This window comes from Ferrovibrio terrae, assembly GCF_007197755.1.
GTDB lineage: Bacteria > Pseudomonadota > Alphaproteobacteria > Ferrovibrionales > Ferrovibrionaceae > Ferrovibrio > Ferrovibrio terrae.
Genome location: NZ_CP041636.1, coordinates 517,315 through 533,262, shown reverse-complemented (window position 1 = coordinate 533,262; position 15,948 = coordinate 517,315). Strand labels below are relative to the sequence as shown.

Below are 15,948 nucleotides of genomic sequence, written 5' to 3'. Positions count from 1 at the left end.
TCACGGGCTTGATTTTCCTGTTAACTCAAAGCGTTACGGGTCAATCGGGAGTCGGCGGGCAATCGCGATACCGGCCTCCGTTACGCTGCAGGCGTAACATAATGCCTCTACCCCGACATTCCTAGCCTCGATGAAGCCGGCGGCATAGCCCGGGTCGCAGTCGGCGGCAATGCTGAAATGGCTGCAATCGGCGCGCTGCACCACATACAGCATCGCCGCCCTGTGACCGGCAGCCACCATCGCGGAGAGTTCGCGCAGATGCTTGGCGCCGCGCTCGGTGACACAGTCGGGAAATTCCGCCAGCGGCGGCTGTCGGCTCAGATGCACATTCTTGATCTCGAGATAACAGGGGGCCTTGCCCTCTGCGGTCAGTAGGAAGTCCACGCGGCTGCTGGTGCCGTATTTCACCTCCGGGCGATGCAGGCTGTAGCCGCTGAGTTCCGGCATCACGCCCTGCGCGAGCGCCTCGGCGGCCAGCCTGTTGGCCAGCCCGGTATCGACCCCGACCAGGCTGCCGTTTTCCGCCTCGGCAATCACCCAGCCCCAGTTCAGCTTGCCTTTGCCGCGCTTGAGCCAGGCCCGCCTGCCCGGTTCGGTCAGGCCCAGCATCACGCCGGGATTGGGGCAGTGCACGGTCTCGATGCGGCCGTCATCGAACTGCATGTCGGCGAGGAACCGCTTGTAGCGGCGGACCAGGGTGGCCGGCGTCAGGGGCTCGTGAAACTGCATGTCACGGCTATAACGGCGGCTGGTCTGCACGTCCAGCGCATGCTATTTCCTGTCGCATGACAGACGCGCCTAAAATCGTCACTGCCGCCATGCTGGTGATCGGCAACGAGATTCTCTCGGGCCGCACCCGTGACGCCAACATGTACCACCTGGCCGGCAAGCTGACCGAGTTCGGCATCCGCCTGCGCGAAGCGCGCGTGGTACCCGATATCGAAGAGACCGTCGTCGCGGCAGTGAACGATCTGCGCGCGCGGTACGACTATGTCTTCACCTCGGGCGGTATCGGCCCGACGCATGACGACATCACCGCCGACTGCATAGCCAAGGCCTTTGGCGTGTCGATCGACATTCACCCGGAGGCGCGCCGCCGGCTGGAGGCACATTACGAAGCCGGCATGCTGAATGCGGCTCGCCTGCGCATGGCGCGGATTCCTGACACCGCCACGCTGATCGACAATCCGGTGTCGGCGGCGCCGGGCTTCCGCATCGGCAATGTCATGGTGATGGCTGGTGTGCCGAAGATTTTCGAGGCCATGGTGGCGAGCGTGGCACCGACCCTGACCGGCGGCGACAAGCTGTTGTCGCGCACCGTGCTGGCGCTGGTGCCCGAAGGCGCGGTCGCGGAGGATCTGGGCGCGCTGCAGAAGCAGTATCCCGATGTCGATATGGGCTCCTATCCGGCCTTCCGTGGCGGCCGGGCCTCGACCGCCATCGTGATGCGCTCCACGGATCGCATCCTGCTGGATGCCGCAGCCGACGCGATGTATGCCATCTTCCGCCGCATGGGCGGCGAGCCTTTCGAGAACGAGATCGTCTGATGCGCCTGTTCGTCCTTGCCGGCCTGGTTGCCGGCCTGCTGGCCCCTACTGTTTCCGCACAGCAAAATCCCGGGGGGAGCCTGGCGCCGCCGCCGAAATTCTTCGCCCGTGACCTGCTGGCGCTGTGCGAGGGCGCCGAAGGCAGTCCGCGTCTGGCCGGCTGCCTGCGCTACCTGCAGGCCTCGGTGGCGATGTATGAGATGGCCGTGGCGGAGAAGGAACTCACCTGGTTCTGCGCGCCGCGCGAGGCGCCGGCCGTGCTGCTGCGCCAGCAGTTTGTCGAATGGGCGAAGGAAAACGCCGACCAGATGGGGCAGGAGGCGATCCAGGCTGTCCGGCTAGCCATGACGGATGCCTTCCCCTGCCAGGAATAAATTTGGCCCTGCCAGGAGTGACCGGCTGCTTCCCGGCGCACGAAAAGGTGAGGCATGGCCGCATTTCCGCCGCAACTCGCGGATAGGCTGCTCCGTTATACTGTCCCCCGGAGGTCGCGCCGACATGGGCAGAAACACACCCTTTACGGTTCTTACCCGCCCTTCGATTCTGATGCTGGGCATCGCCGGCTTGCTGGCGGCCTGTGGGCCGCCCATGGCCTGGCAGAAGCCCGGTGTGACCGTGGCCGAAGCCCAGACCGACAGCCGCGACTGCAGCAATCTCGCACGCGACCAGGCCTTCCGCGAAAGCTTCTTCGCCGGGCCATATGGATATCCCGGCCATTACGGATACGGCAGCTGGCCATCGCGCTTCGGGCCTTATCCGGGGCCGTACGGCTACCGGCACGACTCCTTCATGTGGCGCCAGCAGCGCGAGGGTGACCTGCAGAATTTCTGCCTGCGCGCCCGCGGCTACCATCTGGCGCCGGTCCCCGAGCAAGGCTCATGAGCCGCCCCGCCGCAATACTGCTGCTTCTCGGTTTCGCTGCATGTGCACCGAGCACGGAATGGGCGCGTGCAGACACGGCGCTCGAGCAGCGCCAGAAGGATGAGAAGGACTGCCACGACATCGCCAGCTGGCAGGCGCTGGATGAAAGCGATAAGACGCGGCCGATCTATCCGCCGTTTCGCGATACCCAGTTCATGGAGTCGGGCGGCGAGGACGGTGGCGGTGTCACCACGTCCTATACCCGCCGTGGCCCGCGCATGTATGAGCTGTCGATCTACTGCATGGAGCAGCGTGGCTACCATCTGCGCCCGATCGCGCAAAAGTCGGGTGTGACATCATGATACGCGTGGCCAGCCGAGCGCCGCTTCTGTCGCTGCTCCTGCTGCTGTCCGCCTGCACGACGACGCCGACCGAATGGGTGCGCAGCGACACCGGAGCCGTGCAGCGCGATGGTGACTACAAGGACTGTCGCAATATCGCCTGGAAACAGGCGCTGGATGAAAGCTCATCGACGCGGCCGCTCTATCCGCCCTGGACTGGCACCGGCTTCAACAGCTTTGGCGCGCCTTGGCGTGAACCGCGCACCCCGTCCTATTTCGACCGTGGTCCGCGCGAAGCAGAATTCACCGATTACTGCATGCGCGAGCGTGGTTATCGCCTGCAGGCCGTGGTCAGCTCACCTCGTTAGCGGCTCTTCCAGAACACTTTCGGCCTTGTGGCAGGCGACGGCACGGCCATCAGGCAGGCTGCGCAGTTCAGGGCTGATCTCGCGGCAATGTGCATCCGCATAGATGCAGCGGTCGGCCAACGCGCAACCGGGCTTGAGCGCCGTCTGGCTCGGCGGATTGCCCTGCAGCAGGCTGCTGCGCCGCGCCTGTCCGGGTGGTGGCGGCACTGGCTGCGGCAGGGCTGCCAGCAGCGCGCGGGTATAGGGATGCGCCGGTTTGGCGAAGATCGTCGCCGTGCTGCCCTGTTCGACGATACGGCCGAGATACATCACAGCCACATGACTGCACAGATGGTCGATCACTGCCAGATTGTGGCTGATGAACAGGTAGGTGATGCCGTAACGCTGTTGCAGGTCGGCCATCAGGTTCAGCACCTGCGCCTGCACGGAGACATCGAGCGCCGACACGGCTTCGTCGGCGACGATCAGCTTCGGCCTTGTGATCAGTGCGCGGGCGATGGCGATGCGCTGGCGCTGACCGCCAGAAAATTCATGCGGATATTTTTCCATGTCGCCGGCGCGCAAGCCCACGGTGGCCAGTGTTTCGGCGACGCGCTCGCGCCGTTCTGTGCGCGTCAGTTTTTCCAGCACGTCCAGCGGTTCGGCGACGATACGCTCCACCGTCAGACGCGGATCGAGCGAGCCGTAAGGGTCCTGGAATACCATCTGGAAATCGCGCCGCGTCGCCCGCAACTCGTCGGTCGACAGGGTATTCAGATCGCGGCCGGCAAACTGCATGCGGCCCTGGCTCGGCTTTTCCAGCGCCATCACCAGCCGTGCCAGTGTGGACTTGCCACAGCCAGACTCACCGACGATGCCAAGGCTTTCGCCGGCCTGTACGACCAGCGACACGCCGTTGACCGCAAATACCTGCTGCGCGGCTGAGAACGGCGTCGCCCGTTTCAGCGTGTAGGTCTTGTGAATGTCTGTCAGCTCGACCAGGGCGGTCATGGCGCAACCCCCACGGCGACGCCAATAGTCATATCCGTACGCCAGCATTCGGCCTGATGCGTCGGGCCGATGGCCGCATTGGGCGGAAACTCTGTGCGGCAGCGCGGCTCGACCAGCTTGCAGCGGTCGGCGAAGGCGCAGGCCGCCGGCAGGTCATGCAGGTCGGGCACAATGCCGGGAATGGTTGCCAGCGGCGGCCGCGGATGTGCCAGTCCTGGCGCGATACGCGGCATCGCCGAAAACAGCCCGCGCGCGTAAGGATGTGCCATACGGGCAAAGACTTCGCGTACCGGGCCGGATTCGACGGCGCGGCCGGCATACATCACCAGCACGCGGTCCACCGTTTCGGCAATCACACCGAGATCGTGGCTGATCAATACCAGACCCATGCCGGTTTCATCGACCAGCCGGCGGATCAGGTCGAGGATCTGGCCCTGGATGGTGACATCCAGCGCGGTGGTCGGCTCGTCGGCGATCAGGATGTCGGGGTCGCAGGCCAGCGCCATGGCGATCATCACGCGCTGCCGCTGCCCGCCCGACAGCTGGTGCGGATAGGCATCGAGCCGGTTGCGCGGATTGGGGATGCCGACACGATCGAGCAGTTCAACAGTGCGTTCGCGCGCCTGCGGCCCGTGCAGGCCCAGATGCAGCCGCAGCGGCTCGGCAATCTGGTCGCCGACCCGATGCAGCGGATTGAGCGAGGTCATCGGCTCCTGGAAGATCATTGCCAGGCGGTTGCCGCGCAGGCCGCAGAGTTCGTCCTCGGTTGTGGCCAGCAGGTTGCGGCCGGCGTAATTCACCTGGCCTGTCGTGATGGCGCCATCGGGCAGCAGGCCCATCAGGGCCAGTGCGGTCAGCGATTTGCCGCTGCCGGATTCACCGACGATGCCAAGCGTCTCGCCCTTGCCAAGTTCGAAGCCGATGCCGCGCACCGCTTCGACCGGGCCACGCGCGGTCTGTAACGCGACGCGAAGATCAGTGACTGAGAGCAACGGGGGCGACATCAGCGTTGTCTCGAAAGTCGCGGATCGGTCAGATCGCGCAGCCCGTCGCCCAGCAGGTTGAAGCCGAGTACGGCGACGGCGATAGCAAGGCCGGGGAACACGGCCAGGAACGGCGCGCGGAAGACCATGCTCTGGGCTTCGTTCAGCATGCGGCCCCAGCTCGGCGTCGGCGGCTGGGTGCCGAGGCCGAGATAGGACAATGCGGCCTCGGCCAGGATGGCGAGCGCGAACTGGATGGTGGCCTGCACGACAATGACCGCCAGGATGTTGGGCAGCACATGTTCAATGGTGATGCGGAAACCACCCTTGCCGGCGCTGCGCGCGGCCAGGATGTAATCGCGCGCCCAGATCGCATTGGCCGAGCCACGCACCACGCGGGCGAAGACCGGGATGTTGAAGATCGCGATGGCGACGATGGAATTCATTGTGCTGGGGCCGAATATGGCGGCCAGCATGATGGCGGAAAGAATGGCGGGGAAGGCGAAGGTAAAATCGGCGAAGCGCATTACCAGCTCTTCAATCCAGCCGCGCCTCGCCGCGGCCAGCAGGCCAAGCGCGCAGCCCAGCACGAGCCCGCCACCGACAGCAAGCAGCCCGACGGTGAGCGAATTCTGCGCTCCGGCCAGGACCAGCGACAGCACGTCGCGGCCGAAGGGATCGGTGCCGAGCCAGTAATCGGCCGACGGCATCTGCATCCGGCGGCGGATGTTGATGGCGGTGGGCGAATAGGGCGTCCAGATCAGCGACAGCAAGGCCATGCCGACAACAAAGCCGGTCAGCGCTGCGCCGACGATGAAGCTGCGGTGACGGAAGGCGCGTTTGAAGAAATTAGACATCATGCGCCTTCAGTCGTGGATCGATCACCGCATACAGCACGTCGACGATGAAATTCACGGCCACCACCGTGAAGGCGAGCAGGATGACGGCCGCCTTCACCACCTCGATGTCGCGATTGCTGATCGCCTGGAAGATCAGACGGCCCAGGCCGGGCAGGGAAAAGACCTGCTCAACGACAATGGTGCCGGTCAGCAGGTTGCCGAACTGCAGGCCGATCACGGTGATCACCGGGATCAGCGCATTACGCAGCACATGGCGCCATAATACGGCCTGGCGGCTCAGTCCCTTGGCGCGCGCGGTGCGCACGAAATCCTCGCGCAGCACTTCCAGCACCGAGGAGCGCGTGATGCGGGCCAGAATCGCGGCCTGCACGACGGCGAGAGAGATGCTGGGCAGGATCAGGCTTTTCATCGCGCCGGCGGGGCCGCCCGCCCAGCCGGCAAAGCCTCCGGCGGAGAACCAGCCGAGATTGACGGCGAACAGCAGGATCAGCAGCAGGCCGAACCAGAAATTCGGGATCGAAATGCCGAGCTGGCTGATGCCCATGATGACGAGATCGCCCGGCTTGTTGTGCTGGGCGGCGGCGTAGACGCCAAGGCCGAGCGCTAGGATCACGGTCAGCAGCATGGCGCTGAGCGACAGCGGATAGGTGAGCGCGAGGCGTTCGGCGATCAGCGGCCAGACGGGCGTTTTGTAGGCATAGGAAATGCCGAAATCACCCACCAGCAGATTGCCGATCCACAACAGGTAACGGTCGAGGACCGGTTTATCCAGCCCATATTCGTGGCGGAAGACGGCGAGTTGCTCGTCGGTGGCGTCGATGCCCAGCACCAGCAGCGCCGGATCGCCGGGCAGGATTTCCAGCACCAGGAACACGATCACTGAAGTTGCCAGCAGGGTCGCCAGCAGCGTGGCCAGGCGCTTGAGCAGGAAAGCGGCCATCAGCGGCGCCCTCGCATGGCAGGTTGCGCGGCGGCCTGCCGGCTCGGCAGCTGTGCCAGCAGGGCATGCTTGGCCTGCGCACTCATGGTGGACCAGGCGCCGATTTCCTCGCCCGTGCGCCAGCAGCCGAGACACCAGCCGGTGCGACGGTCGATCGTGCAGACCTTGTTACAGGGCGACGGCGGCGACTCGTCGCCGGACATGGCTGCGGGGTATGGGGCGTCAATCATGGCCAAAATGTGGCATCCCGGGCGCGGCGAAGCATCGCAAATCTTGGCCGGGGACTTGAACCATGGTGTGGGACACTCTTATCTAGCGGGCGCCGGGCGGCAGGGGTCGCCACTGTGGGGCAAGGGACAACTAAAACGATGATCGACATAAAGAATCTGGTCAAGCAGTTCGGACCATTCACCGCCGTCGATAATATCAGTTTCACCGTCGCCAAGGGCGAGGTGCTGGGCTTTCTCGGCCCGAACGGCGCCGGCAAATCCACCACCATGAAAATGCTTTGCGGTTTTCTGAACCCCACGTCAGGCAGCATTTCGGTCTGTGGCCATGACGTCGAGGCTGCGCCTCTGGCTGCCCGTCGCGCCATCGGCTACCTGCCGGAAGGCGCACCCACCTATGCCGACATGACCGCGCGCGGTTTCCTCGACTTCATCGCCGATGTGCGCGAGCTGTCCGGCAAGGACCGACAGTGGCGGCTCGACAAGGTTGTCGACCAGGTCAACATCAAGGACGTGCTGGACCAGCCGATCGACACGTTGTCCAAGGGCTACAAGCGCCGTGTCGGCCTGGCCCAGGCGATCCTGCACGATCCGCCGGTGCTGGTGCTGGACGAGCCGACCGACGGCCTCGATCCTAATCAGAAGCATGAAGTGCGCGGTCTGATCCAGGCCATGTCGCGTGATAAGGCCATCATCATCTCGACGCATATCCTTGAGGAAGTGGAAGCGGTGTGCAGCCGCGCCATCATCATCGCCCGTGGCCGAATTCTGGCCGAGGGCAAGCCCGAAGGCAGCGCTGGCTGGCGCATCGGTGAAGTGCTCGCCGGTCCCGGCAAGCTCGATGCCGCCTTCCGCGAAATCACCCAGGCCCGCGCCGCCTGATTAGGATCTGAAGACCATGAAACCGATGCTTGCCGTTCTCCGCCGCGAATTCAGCGGCTATTTCTCCACTCCGGTCGCCTATGTCTTCATCGTGGTGTTCCTGTTCACTGCGGGAATCTTCACCTTCTATCTCGGCCAGTTCTTTGATCGCGGCCAGGCCGACCTGAAGTCTTTCTTCATGTTCCATCCCTGGCTTTACCTGTTCTTCCTGCCGGCCATTGCCATGCGGCTGTGGGCGGAAGAGCGCAAGGCCGGCACTATTGAACTGCTGCTGACGCTGCCGATTCCGCTCTGGGCCGCCGTGCTGGGCAAGTTCCTCGCCGCCTGGGCCTTTGCCGGCATCGCGCTGGCGCTGACTTTCCCGCTCTGGCTCACGGTCAACTGGCTCGGCAACCCCGACAACGGCGTGATCCTCGCTGGCTATATCGGCAGCTTCCTGATGGCGGGCGCATATCTCGCGATCGGCAGCTGCATGTCGGCCGTCACCAAGAACCAGGTGATCGCCTTCGTGCTCAGCGTGCTGGTCTGCTTCATCTTCACCGTATCGGGTGCGCCGATGGTGCTGGGCTTCTTCCAGGGCTGGGCGCCGACGCTGATCGTCGACACCATCGCCTCCTTCAGCTTCCTGGCGCATTTCAATGCCATCACCGAAGGCGTGATCGATGTGCGCGATCTGGTGTTCTTCCTCTCGCTCATCGCGGTCTGGCTCTATGCCAACGCGGTTATCGTCGACCTCAAGAAGGCTGGCTAAGTCATGAAAACCGGCAGCAAAGCCCTTCTCACCGGCACCGGCCTGATCGCCGCTTTCGCCCTGTTCTTCGGCTTCAATATCCTGGTCAACAATGGCCTGCGTGATGCGCGCATCGATCTCACGGAAGCCCGGCTCTATACGCTGTCGGACGGTACGCGCAATGTGCTGAAAGCCATCCCGGAGCCGATGACACTGCGCTTCTTCTTCTCGGACAAGCTGGCCGGCAATGCGCCGCAGCTGAAGCAGTATGGCAATCGCGTGCGCGAACTGCTCGAGCGCTATGCCTCGCTGGCCGGCGGCAAGATTCGCCTGGAAGTGATCGATCCCGAACCCTTCACCGAAGCTGAAGATCGTGCGGTGCAGGCCGGCCTGCAGGGCGCGCAGCTGCCCGGCGGGCAGCTGTATTTCGGCCTGGTCGGCACCAATGCACTCGACCAGCAGCAGACCATCACCTTCTTCCAGGCCGACAAGGAACAGTTCCTCGAATATGACCTGACCAAGCTGGTCTATTCCCTGAGCAACCCGACCAAGCCGACCGTCGGCATCCTCGGCGCCCTGCCGCTGGAATACGGCCCGGGCGGCATGATGGCGGCGATGCGCGGCCAGGCGCAGCCCTATCTGATCCTCGAGCAGATCAAGCAGTTCTTCCAGGTCAAGATGCTGGATGCTGCCAAGCCGGAAGAGATCGACGACAAGATTTCGACGCTGATCCTCGCGCATCCGAAGGACCTGAGCCCGCAGGCGCAGTATGCCATCGACCAGTATGTGCTGAAGGGCGGCCGGCTGATCGTCTTTGCCGATCCCTATTCGGAAACCATGTCGGCGATGCCGAATCCGATGACCGGCCGGCCGATGCCGGGTGGCGACCAGTCGTCGCTGCTGCCCGAATTGTTCAAGGCCTGGGGTATCGAGGTCGCGTCGGGCAAATTCGTCGCCGATCTGGCGCTGGCCCAGCGCGTGCAGACCGGTCGCAGTGGCGCGGCTGCCGTGGTCGATTATGTCCCCTGGCTGGCGATCCCCGGCGAGCGACTCAGTCGCGATGATGTCGTGACGGCGGAGCTGACGCAGATCAACGCCGCCTCGATGGGCTCGATCCGCAAGCTGGAGGGTGCGACGACCACCGTGACGCCGCTGATCACCTCGTCGAACCAGGCGATGCTGATGGACGTCAAGGATCTCGACGGCGATCCGAATCCGCAGGCGCTGGCCGAGAAGTTCAAGCCCACCGGCGAGACCTATATGCTGGCGGCCCGCATCAGCGGTACGGTCAAGTCGGCCTTCCCGAATGGCGCGCCGCCTGTCGAGAAGAAGGACGGCGACAAGCCGGCTGTTGCGCCTGCCGCCCATGTGGTCGAGAGCGCCAAGCCGATCAACGTGCTGCTGGTGGCTGATGCCGATTTGCTGGACGACCGCTTCTGGGTGCGCAGCCAGCAGATGATGGGCCAGAACATGTATGTGCCGATCGCGGCCAATGCCGACCTGCTGGTCAACGCGATAGACAACATGTCGGGCTCGGGCGACCTGATCGGTCTGCGTAGCCGTGGCCGGTCGCAGCGCCCGTTCGAGGTGATCGACAACATGCGCCGGCAGGCGGAACAGCAGTTCCTCGCGCGGCAGAAGCAGCTTGAGCAGAAGCTGGAAACCACGCAGAAGCAGCTTGCCGATCTGCAGAGCAAAGCGCAGGACCAGTCGAATGCCCTGCTCAGCGCCGAGCAGGAAGCGGCGATGACTACCTTCCGCGATGATCTGCTGTCGACCCGGCGAGAACTGCGCGGCGTGCAGCGCGAGCTGAATCGCGACATCGAAAGCCTGCAGGTGCTGGTCAAGTTCATCAATATAGGCCTGATGCCACTGCTCGCCGCGCTGGTCGCGGTCGGTCTGGCCATCGTCTGGCGTCAGCGGCGCATCCGCCGCGCGCTGGAAGGCTGAGGCGTCTTTTCCGGAGTGGTCGTCATGAAGATGCGTAACAAGAGCTGGGCAATTCTGGTCGTTGCCGCTGTGGTTTTGGGCGGCGCTGGCTGGTGGGTGGCGACGTCGCGCGACAAAGCGGCGCAGGCCGATTTCACGCCGAAGCCGATGTTTCCCGGCCTGACCTCGAAGGTGAATGACGTCGCCTCGCTGGAGATCGCCACGGCGAAGTCGCTGTTCCGCATTGAGCGTGGTGCGGCGGCCGACCAGTGGACCATGCCGAGCCGGCACGACTATCCGGTGCGTGCCGATCTGGTGCGCAAGAACGTGCTGGGCGTTGCCGCGCTGGAAACCATCGAGCCGCGCAGCGACAAGCCGGAGAATTACAACCTGCTGCAGGTGTCGGAGCCTGATCAGTACAAGCCGGTCGATGATGCTGCGAAGAGCGACCCCGGCCCGATCCTGATCCGCCTCGTCGACAAGGACGCCAAGTCGATGGGCGCCGTGATCGTCGGCAAGACGCGCAGTCATCCCACCGGCGGCAAGCCTGGTCAGATCCAGGTGCGCAAGCCCGACGAGGCGCGTGCCTGGCTCGCCCAGGGCACGCTGGAACTGCCGGCCGATCCGGTGCAGTGGCTGGTCAAGGACCTGATCAAGATCGACAAAAACCGCGTGGCCTATGCCACTGTGACGCATCCAGACGGCGAAATGCTCAAGGTCAATCGCGGTCCGGAGAAGGCCGACAATACGCCGGTCGATTTCGTGCTGCCGAATATGCCGAAGGGCATGAAGGCCGGTTCGCCGTTCGATGTGAATGCCGTGGCCGGCGGTCTGGCCTATCTCGGTTTCGAGGATGTCGGCAAGGCGACCGAGCATGACTTCTCGAAGGCAACAGTGACCGAGATCGTCACACTGGATGGCGTGAAGGCCGTAGTCCGTACGATTCCCGCTGGCGAAGAGAAGAAATTCTGGGTCGTGATCTCGGCCAGCTACGACCCCGCGCTGGTCAAGCCGAATGACGCGAACAAGGACCTGCTGAAGCGCGAAGAGGCCGAGAAACAGGTGAAGGACGCGATGGCACGCATGGATGGCTGGGCCTATCTGGTCAACGACTATGCGGCACGCGATCTGACCCGCCGGCTGAAAGACCTGATCGAGCCGGAAAAGAAAGACGACGAAAAGAAAGGCTGATGACTGGAGGTGCTGTCATGACTGACCAGACCCTGCAATTCCAGTCGGACGTCACCCGGCTGCTGCATATCGTCACACACGCATTGTACAGCCAGAAGGAAATCTTCCTTCGCGAGCTGATCTCCAACGCCTCCGATGCCTGCGACAAGCTGCGCTTCGCCGCCCAGACCGAGGCCGATCTCTGGGCCGGCGACAGCGATCTCAAGGTTGTCCTGACACCCGACAAGGCCGCCGGCACGCTGACGATTGCCGATAACGGCATCGGCATGGATCGCGACGAGCTGATCGGCAATCTTGGCACCATCGCGCGGTCGGGCACGGGTGAATTCGCCGCCAAAATGACCGGCGATGCTGCCAAGGACATGGCGCTGATCGGCCAGTTCGGCGTCGGTTTCTATTCCGCTTTCATGGTGGCCGAAAAGGTCGAGGTGATTTCGCGCAAGGCCGGCGAAGCCCAGGCCTGGCGCTGGACCTCGGACGGGTCGGGCCAGTTTACCATCGGCGAAGCGGAAAAGCCCGGCCGGGGCACCACGATCATTCTTCACATGCGCAAGGGCGAGGAGGAATTCCTCGAGAGCCTGCGGCTCAGCCATATCGTGCGGACTTACTCGGACCATATCGCCCTGCCGGTGGTGCTCGAAGAGGGCGATGGCAAGTCAGAGACGCTGAACAGTGCCAGCGCATTATGGGCGCGGCCGAAATCCGACGTCACAGAGGAACAGTATCAGGGCTTCTACCATCATGTGTCGCATGCCTTCGACGATCCGTGGCTGACACTGCATACCAGGGCCGAGGGCAAGCTGGATTACAGCCTGCTGTTGTTTGTGCCGTCCTCGCGGCCGCATGACCTGTTTGATCCGGCGCGTAAATCGGCGCTCCGCCTCTACGTCCGCCGCGTCTTCATCACGGATCGCTGCGACGAGCTGGTGCCGCCCTGGCTGCGCTTCCTGCGCGGCGTGGTTGATTCCGCTGACCTGCCGCTGAATGTCAGTCGCGAGATGCTGCAGCACAATCCGGTGCTGGCGCGCATCAAGCAGGCGATCAACCGGCGTGTGCTGACCGAGCTGGACAAGAAGGCTGCCAGGGACGTCGCCGACTATGAGAAATTCTGGGAAGCCTTCGGCCCGGTGCTGAAGGAGGGCCTCTACGAGGACCCCGAGCATCGCGAGGCGATCCTGAAGCTGGCGCGTTTCCGTTCCTCGCAGCGCGACGGCTGGGTCTCGCTTGACGATTATATCGCCGCCATGAAGGACGGCCAGAGCGCTATCTATGTGATCAGTGGCGAGCAGCTGGAGCAGCTGAAACACAGTCCGCAACTGGAAGGCTTCCGCGCCAAGGGCGTTGAAGTGCTGTTGCTGACCGATCCGGTGGACGACTTCTGGCTCTCGGTGGTACGCGACCATGCCGGCAAACCGCTGAAGTCGGCCAGCCGGGCTGGCGCTGACCTCGACGGCATTGCCGGTTCAGCGGATGAGACAAAATCAGAAGACCGCCCGGACGACGCCACGCTGGGCACACTGATTGCGGCGCTGAAGCAGGTTCTGGGCGATGCCGTGAAGGATGTGCGGGAATCGAAACGCCTGACCGACAGCGCGGTCTGCCTGAGTGCGGCCGATGGCGATCTGGATATGCATCTGGAGCGCCTGCTGCGCCAGCATAAGCAGCTCGACAAGGCCAGCACACGCATTCTCGAGATCAATCCCGGCCATCCACTGATCAAGGCGCTGGCGGTGCGTGCGCAGCAGCCCGGCGCGGTCGATGCGCTGGAGGATGCAGCGCATCTTCTGCTCGACCAGGCACGCCTGGTCGAGGGCGAGCCGCCGGCCGATGCGCTGCAGTTCGCCCAGCGGCTGGCCAAGCTGATGGAAAAGGCGATCTAGCGCGCTTTGTCTTTTTTTGGGCCTTACATTCCCACGCGGCTCAGCGGCACCTCGGTGATGCCATAGCCGGCTTCAGCCGGAATGCGCAGATGCGGTTCGGCGAAGGATGTCTTGTCCAGCACCGGCATGACGTCGACGACAGTATCGCGCTTTGTGGCGGCCAGCGCCTCGGCCACGGTGTTTGACCGTGCCAGTTTCACCAGTTGCATGCGCGTGGCGAAGACGATGGTGCGGGTCTTGGCCTCCCAGTCGTCGAGTGCGGCCTGCGCGCCGACCCATTCCGATTCCACCGATTCCGAACCGTCATGCACGCCGATCTGGTCGGCCGGCGCCGGTGCCAGGAAGAACCAGGTGTCGAACCGCTTCGGCATGACGTCGGGTGTGATCCAGTGTGCGAAAGGCACCAGCGTATCGAGCGCGTAATCCAGCCCTTCGGTTTCGGCCATGTCGCGCAGGGTCTTCTCGCCGCGATTGAGCGGTTCGCGCCAATGGCCCAGCGTCTCGACCCGCGCGGCTGACAGCAGTGCTCCGTCGCCTTTCGCGCGCGCCAATAGCAGGCCGGATTCCTCGAATGCCTCGCGGATCGCACCGAAGCCAAACGAGGTCAGCGCCGGATCGAAAGCGCCGGGGCGGGCATGACGGCCCATCAGCACCGGATCGCTGTCGCCATCGGCCAGCTTGCCGCCGGGAAAGACCAGGGCGCCGGAGGCGAAATCGATCGCGTGGTTGCGCTTGACCATGAAGACTTCCAGCCCGGCCGCGCCGTCGCGCACCATCAGCACGGTGCTGGAGGGACGCAGGACGGATTTCGGATCGCTCATCGATGTTTCCCCAATTTCGTTTTTTTATGGTCAGACGTCGCGGGTGAGATAGACCTTGTTGCCGCCATGCGGAAGGCGCGCGAAGCCGCGTTTGGCCAGCCAGGTAATGCCGATGGTGTCATGCTCCGGCCGCTGGATCTCGATGGCGACGAGGCCGAGGCCGCGCGCATGCATGGTGGCGCAGTCGAGCAGCCAGGCGCCCAGGCCCTGACGGCGCGCGTCTTCGGCCACTGCCAACCGGCTGATCAGCAGGCTGGTCTGCAACGGCAGCAGCACGAGGAAGCCATCGATGGCGGTACGCCACTCCGCCACAAACAGGTTTTCGTCACGCTGCAGCGCGGCAAGATCGAGGCTCATGGCATCGGGCAGGGTGGTGCGGGCGATTTCCTGCAGGCGATGCAGGTCGTTGCGATCGGCCGCGCGCAGGCGGTGTTCGATTCTGTTTGCGGGCCTGTTGCCTACCGGCATGCGGCAATTCCGGAACATGGAACGGATATCATGGGGAAACCATCGGCCGCACTGGCCGGCCTGTCAACCACAGGGGGTGTAACCTTTATGGGCTCTCGATTGTGCGGAGAGGGGTACAGGTGCGGGCTATTTGCCACCTTTGATGTCGACCGCACCCAGGATCTGGCCGACACCATCATTGGCAATGACCTGTAGCATCACCATGGCCCCCTGACGGCCCCAGTCGGTGCCGGTCAGGTCGGGTACGTCATAGCTGGCGCTCTGGCCTTTCCAGCGGCCGAGGTCGCCCCAGCTGCGGGCGACATTCAGATAGTTGAGCGTCTTGCCGGAATTCTCGCCGCGCTCGATCGCGACCTCATGCTGCGCGTCGTAGCGGCAGAGCACCAGTTTCGCTTCGCCCTCGAAGCCTGCCAGGGTCGGCACCTTGATCTGCCAGTTGCCGGTGGTCTTGTTCTTCTCGGCCTGGATGGCGACCGACGGCATGCGTCGGGCTTTTGCTAGCGCCTTCTCGACGGCTTCGCGGTCCGAGCCGACGGCAACAAACTTGCCGTTCACCACCACCTGCGGTGTGTAGACTTCGCGCTTGCCGGAATTGCGCGCGTAATCCTGCTGGCGGATGCCGTGGCCCTTGCGGCTGAGCGTGTCTTTCCAGCCGAGATAATCCCAGTAATCGACATGCAGCGAGATCGGAATGATGTTCGGCTGCCTGAGCCAGTCCTGCATCAACTCGTCGGCTGGCGGACAGGAGTTGCAGCCCTGGCTGGTGAACAGCTCCAGCACGACAGGTGTCGCGGGAGCCGTCTGCGGTTGCGCATGGGCGGATACCATGCCGGTCAGCGCCAGAGACATGGCCAGAAACATGACATGCCCGGCCCGGCGGAGCACAAAACGGAGATATGAGGCTGGATCGATCATGAGGGTCAAGCTAGG

The 15,948-nt window shown here is 63.9% G+C and carries 19 protein-coding genes; 10 read left to right on the top strand and 9 right to left on the bottom strand.

Features of this window, described 5'->3' with window-relative positions:
- Positions 1-33: 33 nt before the first annotated feature.
- Positions 34-759 (bottom strand): DNA/RNA nuclease SfsA, encoded by a 726-nt coding sequence (gene sfsA, locus FNB15_RS02540; protein ID WP_342777570.1) that lies wholly within the window; start codon positions 757-759, stop codon positions 34-36.
- Positions 760-785: 26 nt separating this feature from the next.
- Between sfsA and FNB15_RS02535 the strand changes: the two genes are divergently transcribed.
- The 5 genes from FNB15_RS02535 to FNB15_RS02515 all read left to right on the top strand — a co-directional run bounded on the left by FNB15_RS02535 (position 786) and on the right by FNB15_RS02515 (position 3,117).
- A complete protein-coding gene (locus tag FNB15_RS02535) occupies positions 786-1,547 on the top strand; it encodes a competence/damage-inducible protein A (RefSeq protein ID WP_144067207.1) in 762 nt (253 codons plus the stop codon).
- Positions 1,547-1,921: a Rap1a/Tai family immunity protein gene (locus tag FNB15_RS02530; RefSeq protein WP_144067206.1), complete on the top strand. Its 375-nt coding sequence runs from the start codon at positions 1,547-1,549 to the stop codon at positions 1,919-1,921. The genes FNB15_RS02535 and FNB15_RS02530 overlap by 1 nt, the downstream gene beginning before the upstream one ends.
- 124 nt (positions 1,922-2,045) lie before the next feature.
- A complete protein-coding gene (locus FNB15_RS02525) occupies positions 2,046-2,429 on the top strand; it encodes a hypothetical protein (protein ID WP_144067205.1) in 384 nt (127 codons plus the stop codon).
- Complete coding sequence (locus FNB15_RS02520; RefSeq protein ID WP_144067204.1) at positions 2,426-2,770, top strand: hypothetical protein; 345 nt, start codon at positions 2,426-2,428, stop codon at positions 2,768-2,770. The genes FNB15_RS02525 and FNB15_RS02520 overlap by 4 nt, the downstream gene beginning before the upstream one ends.
- Positions 2,767-3,117 carry a hypothetical protein gene (locus tag FNB15_RS02515; protein WP_144067203.1) on the top strand — a complete coding sequence of 117 codons (351 nt, stop codon included), beginning with the start codon at positions 2,767-2,769 and terminating at the stop codon, positions 3,115-3,117. The genes FNB15_RS02520 and FNB15_RS02515 overlap by 4 nt, the downstream gene beginning before the upstream one ends.
- Here the strand turns inward: FNB15_RS02515 and FNB15_RS02510 are convergent.
- Genes FNB15_RS02510 through FNB15_RS02490 form a run of 5 tightly spaced genes read right to left on the bottom strand, consistent with a single transcriptional unit; the run spans position 3,106 to position 7,120 of the window.
- On the bottom strand, positions 3,106-4,107 hold the full coding sequence (locus FNB15_RS02510) for an ABC transporter ATP-binding protein (protein ID WP_144067202.1): 1,002 nt from the start codon (positions 4,105-4,107) through the stop codon (positions 3,106-3,108). The two genes, FNB15_RS02515 and FNB15_RS02510, sit on opposite strands and share 12 nt — an antisense overlap.
- Positions 4,104-5,111: an ABC transporter ATP-binding protein gene (locus tag FNB15_RS02505; RefSeq protein ID WP_144067201.1), complete on the bottom strand. Its 1,008-nt coding sequence runs from the start codon at positions 5,109-5,111 to the stop codon at positions 4,104-4,106. Before FNB15_RS02505 ends, FNB15_RS02510 begins: the two co-directional genes overlap by 4 nt.
- Positions 5,111-5,950 carry an ABC transporter permease gene (locus FNB15_RS02500; protein WP_144067200.1) on the bottom strand — a complete coding sequence of 280 codons (840 nt, stop codon included), beginning with the start codon at positions 5,948-5,950 and terminating at the stop codon, positions 5,111-5,113. Before FNB15_RS02500 ends, FNB15_RS02505 begins: the two co-directional genes overlap by 1 nt.
- Positions 5,940-6,890, bottom strand: coding sequence for an ABC transporter permease (locus FNB15_RS02495; protein WP_144067199.1), 951 nt, complete (start codon positions 6,888-6,890; stop codon positions 5,940-5,942). Before FNB15_RS02495 ends, FNB15_RS02500 begins: the two co-directional genes overlap by 11 nt.
- Positions 6,890-7,120 carry a DUF1289 domain-containing protein gene (locus FNB15_RS02490; RefSeq protein ID WP_221932728.1) on the bottom strand — a complete coding sequence of 77 codons (231 nt, stop codon included), beginning with the start codon at positions 7,118-7,120 and terminating at the stop codon, positions 6,890-6,892. The genes FNB15_RS02495 and FNB15_RS02490 overlap by 1 nt, the downstream gene beginning before the upstream one ends.
- Positions 7,121-7,258: 138 nt before the next feature.
- On the opposite strand from FNB15_RS02490, the gene FNB15_RS02485 reads away from it, so the two are divergent.
- Genes FNB15_RS02485 through htpG form a run of 5 tightly spaced genes read left to right on the top strand, consistent with a single transcriptional unit; the run spans position 7,259 to position 13,729 of the window.
- Complete coding sequence (locus FNB15_RS02485; RefSeq protein WP_144067198.1) at positions 7,259-7,999, top strand: ABC transporter ATP-binding protein; 741 nt, start codon at positions 7,259-7,261, stop codon at positions 7,997-7,999.
- A 16-nt stretch (positions 8,000-8,015) separates the two neighbouring features.
- Positions 8,016-8,750 (top strand): ABC transporter permease subunit, encoded by a 735-nt coding sequence (locus FNB15_RS02480; protein WP_144067197.1) that lies wholly within the window; start codon positions 8,016-8,018, stop codon positions 8,748-8,750.
- Between the two features lie 3 nt (positions 8,751-8,753).
- Positions 8,754-10,679: a GldG family protein gene (locus tag FNB15_RS02475; RefSeq protein WP_144067196.1), complete on the top strand. Its 1,926-nt coding sequence runs from the start codon at positions 8,754-8,756 to the stop codon at positions 10,677-10,679.
- Positions 10,680-10,703: 24 nt separating this feature from the next.
- The gene (locus FNB15_RS02470) at positions 10,704-11,849 is read left to right on the top strand and encodes a DUF4340 domain-containing protein (protein WP_144067195.1); all 1,146 of its coding nucleotides are present in this window, start codon (positions 10,704-10,706) and stop codon (positions 11,847-11,849) included.
- Between the two features lie 17 nt (positions 11,850-11,866).
- Positions 11,867-13,729, top strand: a complete 1,863-nt coding sequence (htpG, locus tag FNB15_RS02465; protein WP_144067194.1) for a molecular chaperone HtpG — start codon at positions 11,867-11,869, stop codon at positions 13,727-13,729.
- A gap of 23 nt (positions 13,730-13,752) precedes the next feature.
- On the opposite strand, the gene FNB15_RS02460 is transcribed toward htpG, so the two are convergent.
- The 3 genes from FNB15_RS02460 to FNB15_RS02450 all read right to left on the bottom strand — a co-directional run bounded on the left by FNB15_RS02460 (position 13,753) and on the right by FNB15_RS02450 (position 15,867).
- Entirely contained in the window at positions 13,753-14,550 is a 798-nt protein-coding gene (locus FNB15_RS02460; RefSeq protein WP_144067193.1) for an NUDIX hydrolase, read from the bottom strand.
- Between the two features lie 30 nt (positions 14,551-14,580).
- The gene (locus FNB15_RS02455; RefSeq protein ID WP_185973682.1) at positions 14,581-15,018 is read right to left on the bottom strand and encodes a GNAT family N-acetyltransferase; all 438 of its coding nucleotides are present in this window, start codon (positions 15,016-15,018) and stop codon (positions 14,581-14,583) included.
- 126 nt (positions 15,019-15,144) lie between these two features.
- Positions 15,145-15,867, bottom strand: a complete 723-nt coding sequence (locus FNB15_RS02450) for a DUF1223 domain-containing protein (RefSeq protein WP_185973681.1) — start codon at positions 15,865-15,867, stop codon at positions 15,145-15,147.
- Between the last annotated feature and the right edge of the window lie 81 nt (positions 15,868-15,948).

What these genes read in the sequence shown, in the direction of transcription:
- FNB15_RS02480 (WP_144067197.1), top strand. Translation starts at nt 8,016, where the DNA reads ATGAAACCGATGCTTGCCGTTCTCCGCCGCGAATTCAGCGGCTATTTC.
- htpG (WP_144067194.1), top strand. Translation starts at nt 11,867, where the DNA reads ATGACTGACCAGACCCTGCAATTCCAGTCGGACGTCACCCGGCTGCTG.
- FNB15_RS02470 (WP_144067195.1), top strand. Translation starts at nt 10,704, where the DNA reads ATGAAGATGCGTAACAAGAGCTGGGCAATTCTGGTCGTTGCCGCTGTG.
- FNB15_RS02535 (WP_144067207.1), top strand. Translation starts at nt 786, where the DNA reads ATGACAGACGCGCCTAAAATCGTCACTGCCGCCATGCTGGTGATCGGC.
- FNB15_RS02525 (WP_144067205.1), top strand. Translation starts at nt 2,046, where the DNA reads ATGGGCAGAAACACACCCTTTACGGTTCTTACCCGCCCTTCGATTCTG.
- FNB15_RS02490 (WP_221932728.1), bottom strand. Translation starts at nt 7,120, where the DNA reads ATGATTGACGCCCCATACCCCGCAGCCATGTCCGGCGACGAGTCGCCG.
- FNB15_RS02530 (WP_144067206.1), top strand. Translation starts at nt 1,547, where the DNA reads ATGCGCCTGTTCGTCCTTGCCGGCCTGGTTGCCGGCCTGCTGGCCCCT.
- FNB15_RS02520 (WP_144067204.1), top strand. Translation starts at nt 2,426, where the DNA reads ATGAGCCGCCCCGCCGCAATACTGCTGCTTCTCGGTTTCGCTGCATGT.
- FNB15_RS02515 (WP_144067203.1), top strand. Translation starts at nt 2,767, where the DNA reads ATGATACGCGTGGCCAGCCGAGCGCCGCTTCTGTCGCTGCTCCTGCTG.
- FNB15_RS02485 (WP_144067198.1), top strand. Translation starts at nt 7,259, where the DNA reads ATGATCGACATAAAGAATCTGGTCAAGCAGTTCGGACCATTCACCGCC.
- FNB15_RS02455 (WP_185973682.1), bottom strand. Translation starts at nt 15,018, where the DNA reads ATGCCGGTAGGCAACAGGCCCGCAAACAGAATCGAACACCGCCTGCGC.
- FNB15_RS02500 (WP_144067200.1), bottom strand. Translation starts at nt 5,950, where the DNA reads ATGATGTCTAATTTCTTCAAACGCGCCTTCCGTCACCGCAGCTTCATC.
- FNB15_RS02475 (WP_144067196.1), top strand. Translation starts at nt 8,754, where the DNA reads ATGAAAACCGGCAGCAAAGCCCTTCTCACCGGCACCGGCCTGATCGCC.
- FNB15_RS02450 (WP_185973681.1), bottom strand. Translation starts at nt 15,867, where the DNA reads ATGTCTCTGGCGCTGACCGGCATGGTATCCGCCCATGCGCAACCGCAG.
- FNB15_RS02460 (WP_144067193.1), bottom strand. Translation starts at nt 14,550, where the DNA reads ATGAGCGATCCGAAATCCGTCCTGCGTCCCTCCAGCACCGTGCTGATG.
- FNB15_RS02505 (WP_144067201.1), bottom strand. Translation starts at nt 5,111, where the DNA reads ATGTCGCCCCCGTTGCTCTCAGTCACTGATCTTCGCGTCGCGTTACAG.
- FNB15_RS02495 (WP_144067199.1), bottom strand. Translation starts at nt 6,890, where the DNA reads ATGGCCGCTTTCCTGCTCAAGCGCCTGGCCACGCTGCTGGCGACCCTG.
- FNB15_RS02510 (WP_144067202.1), bottom strand. Translation starts at nt 4,107, where the DNA reads ATGACCGCCCTGGTCGAGCTGACAGACATTCACAAGACCTACACGCTG.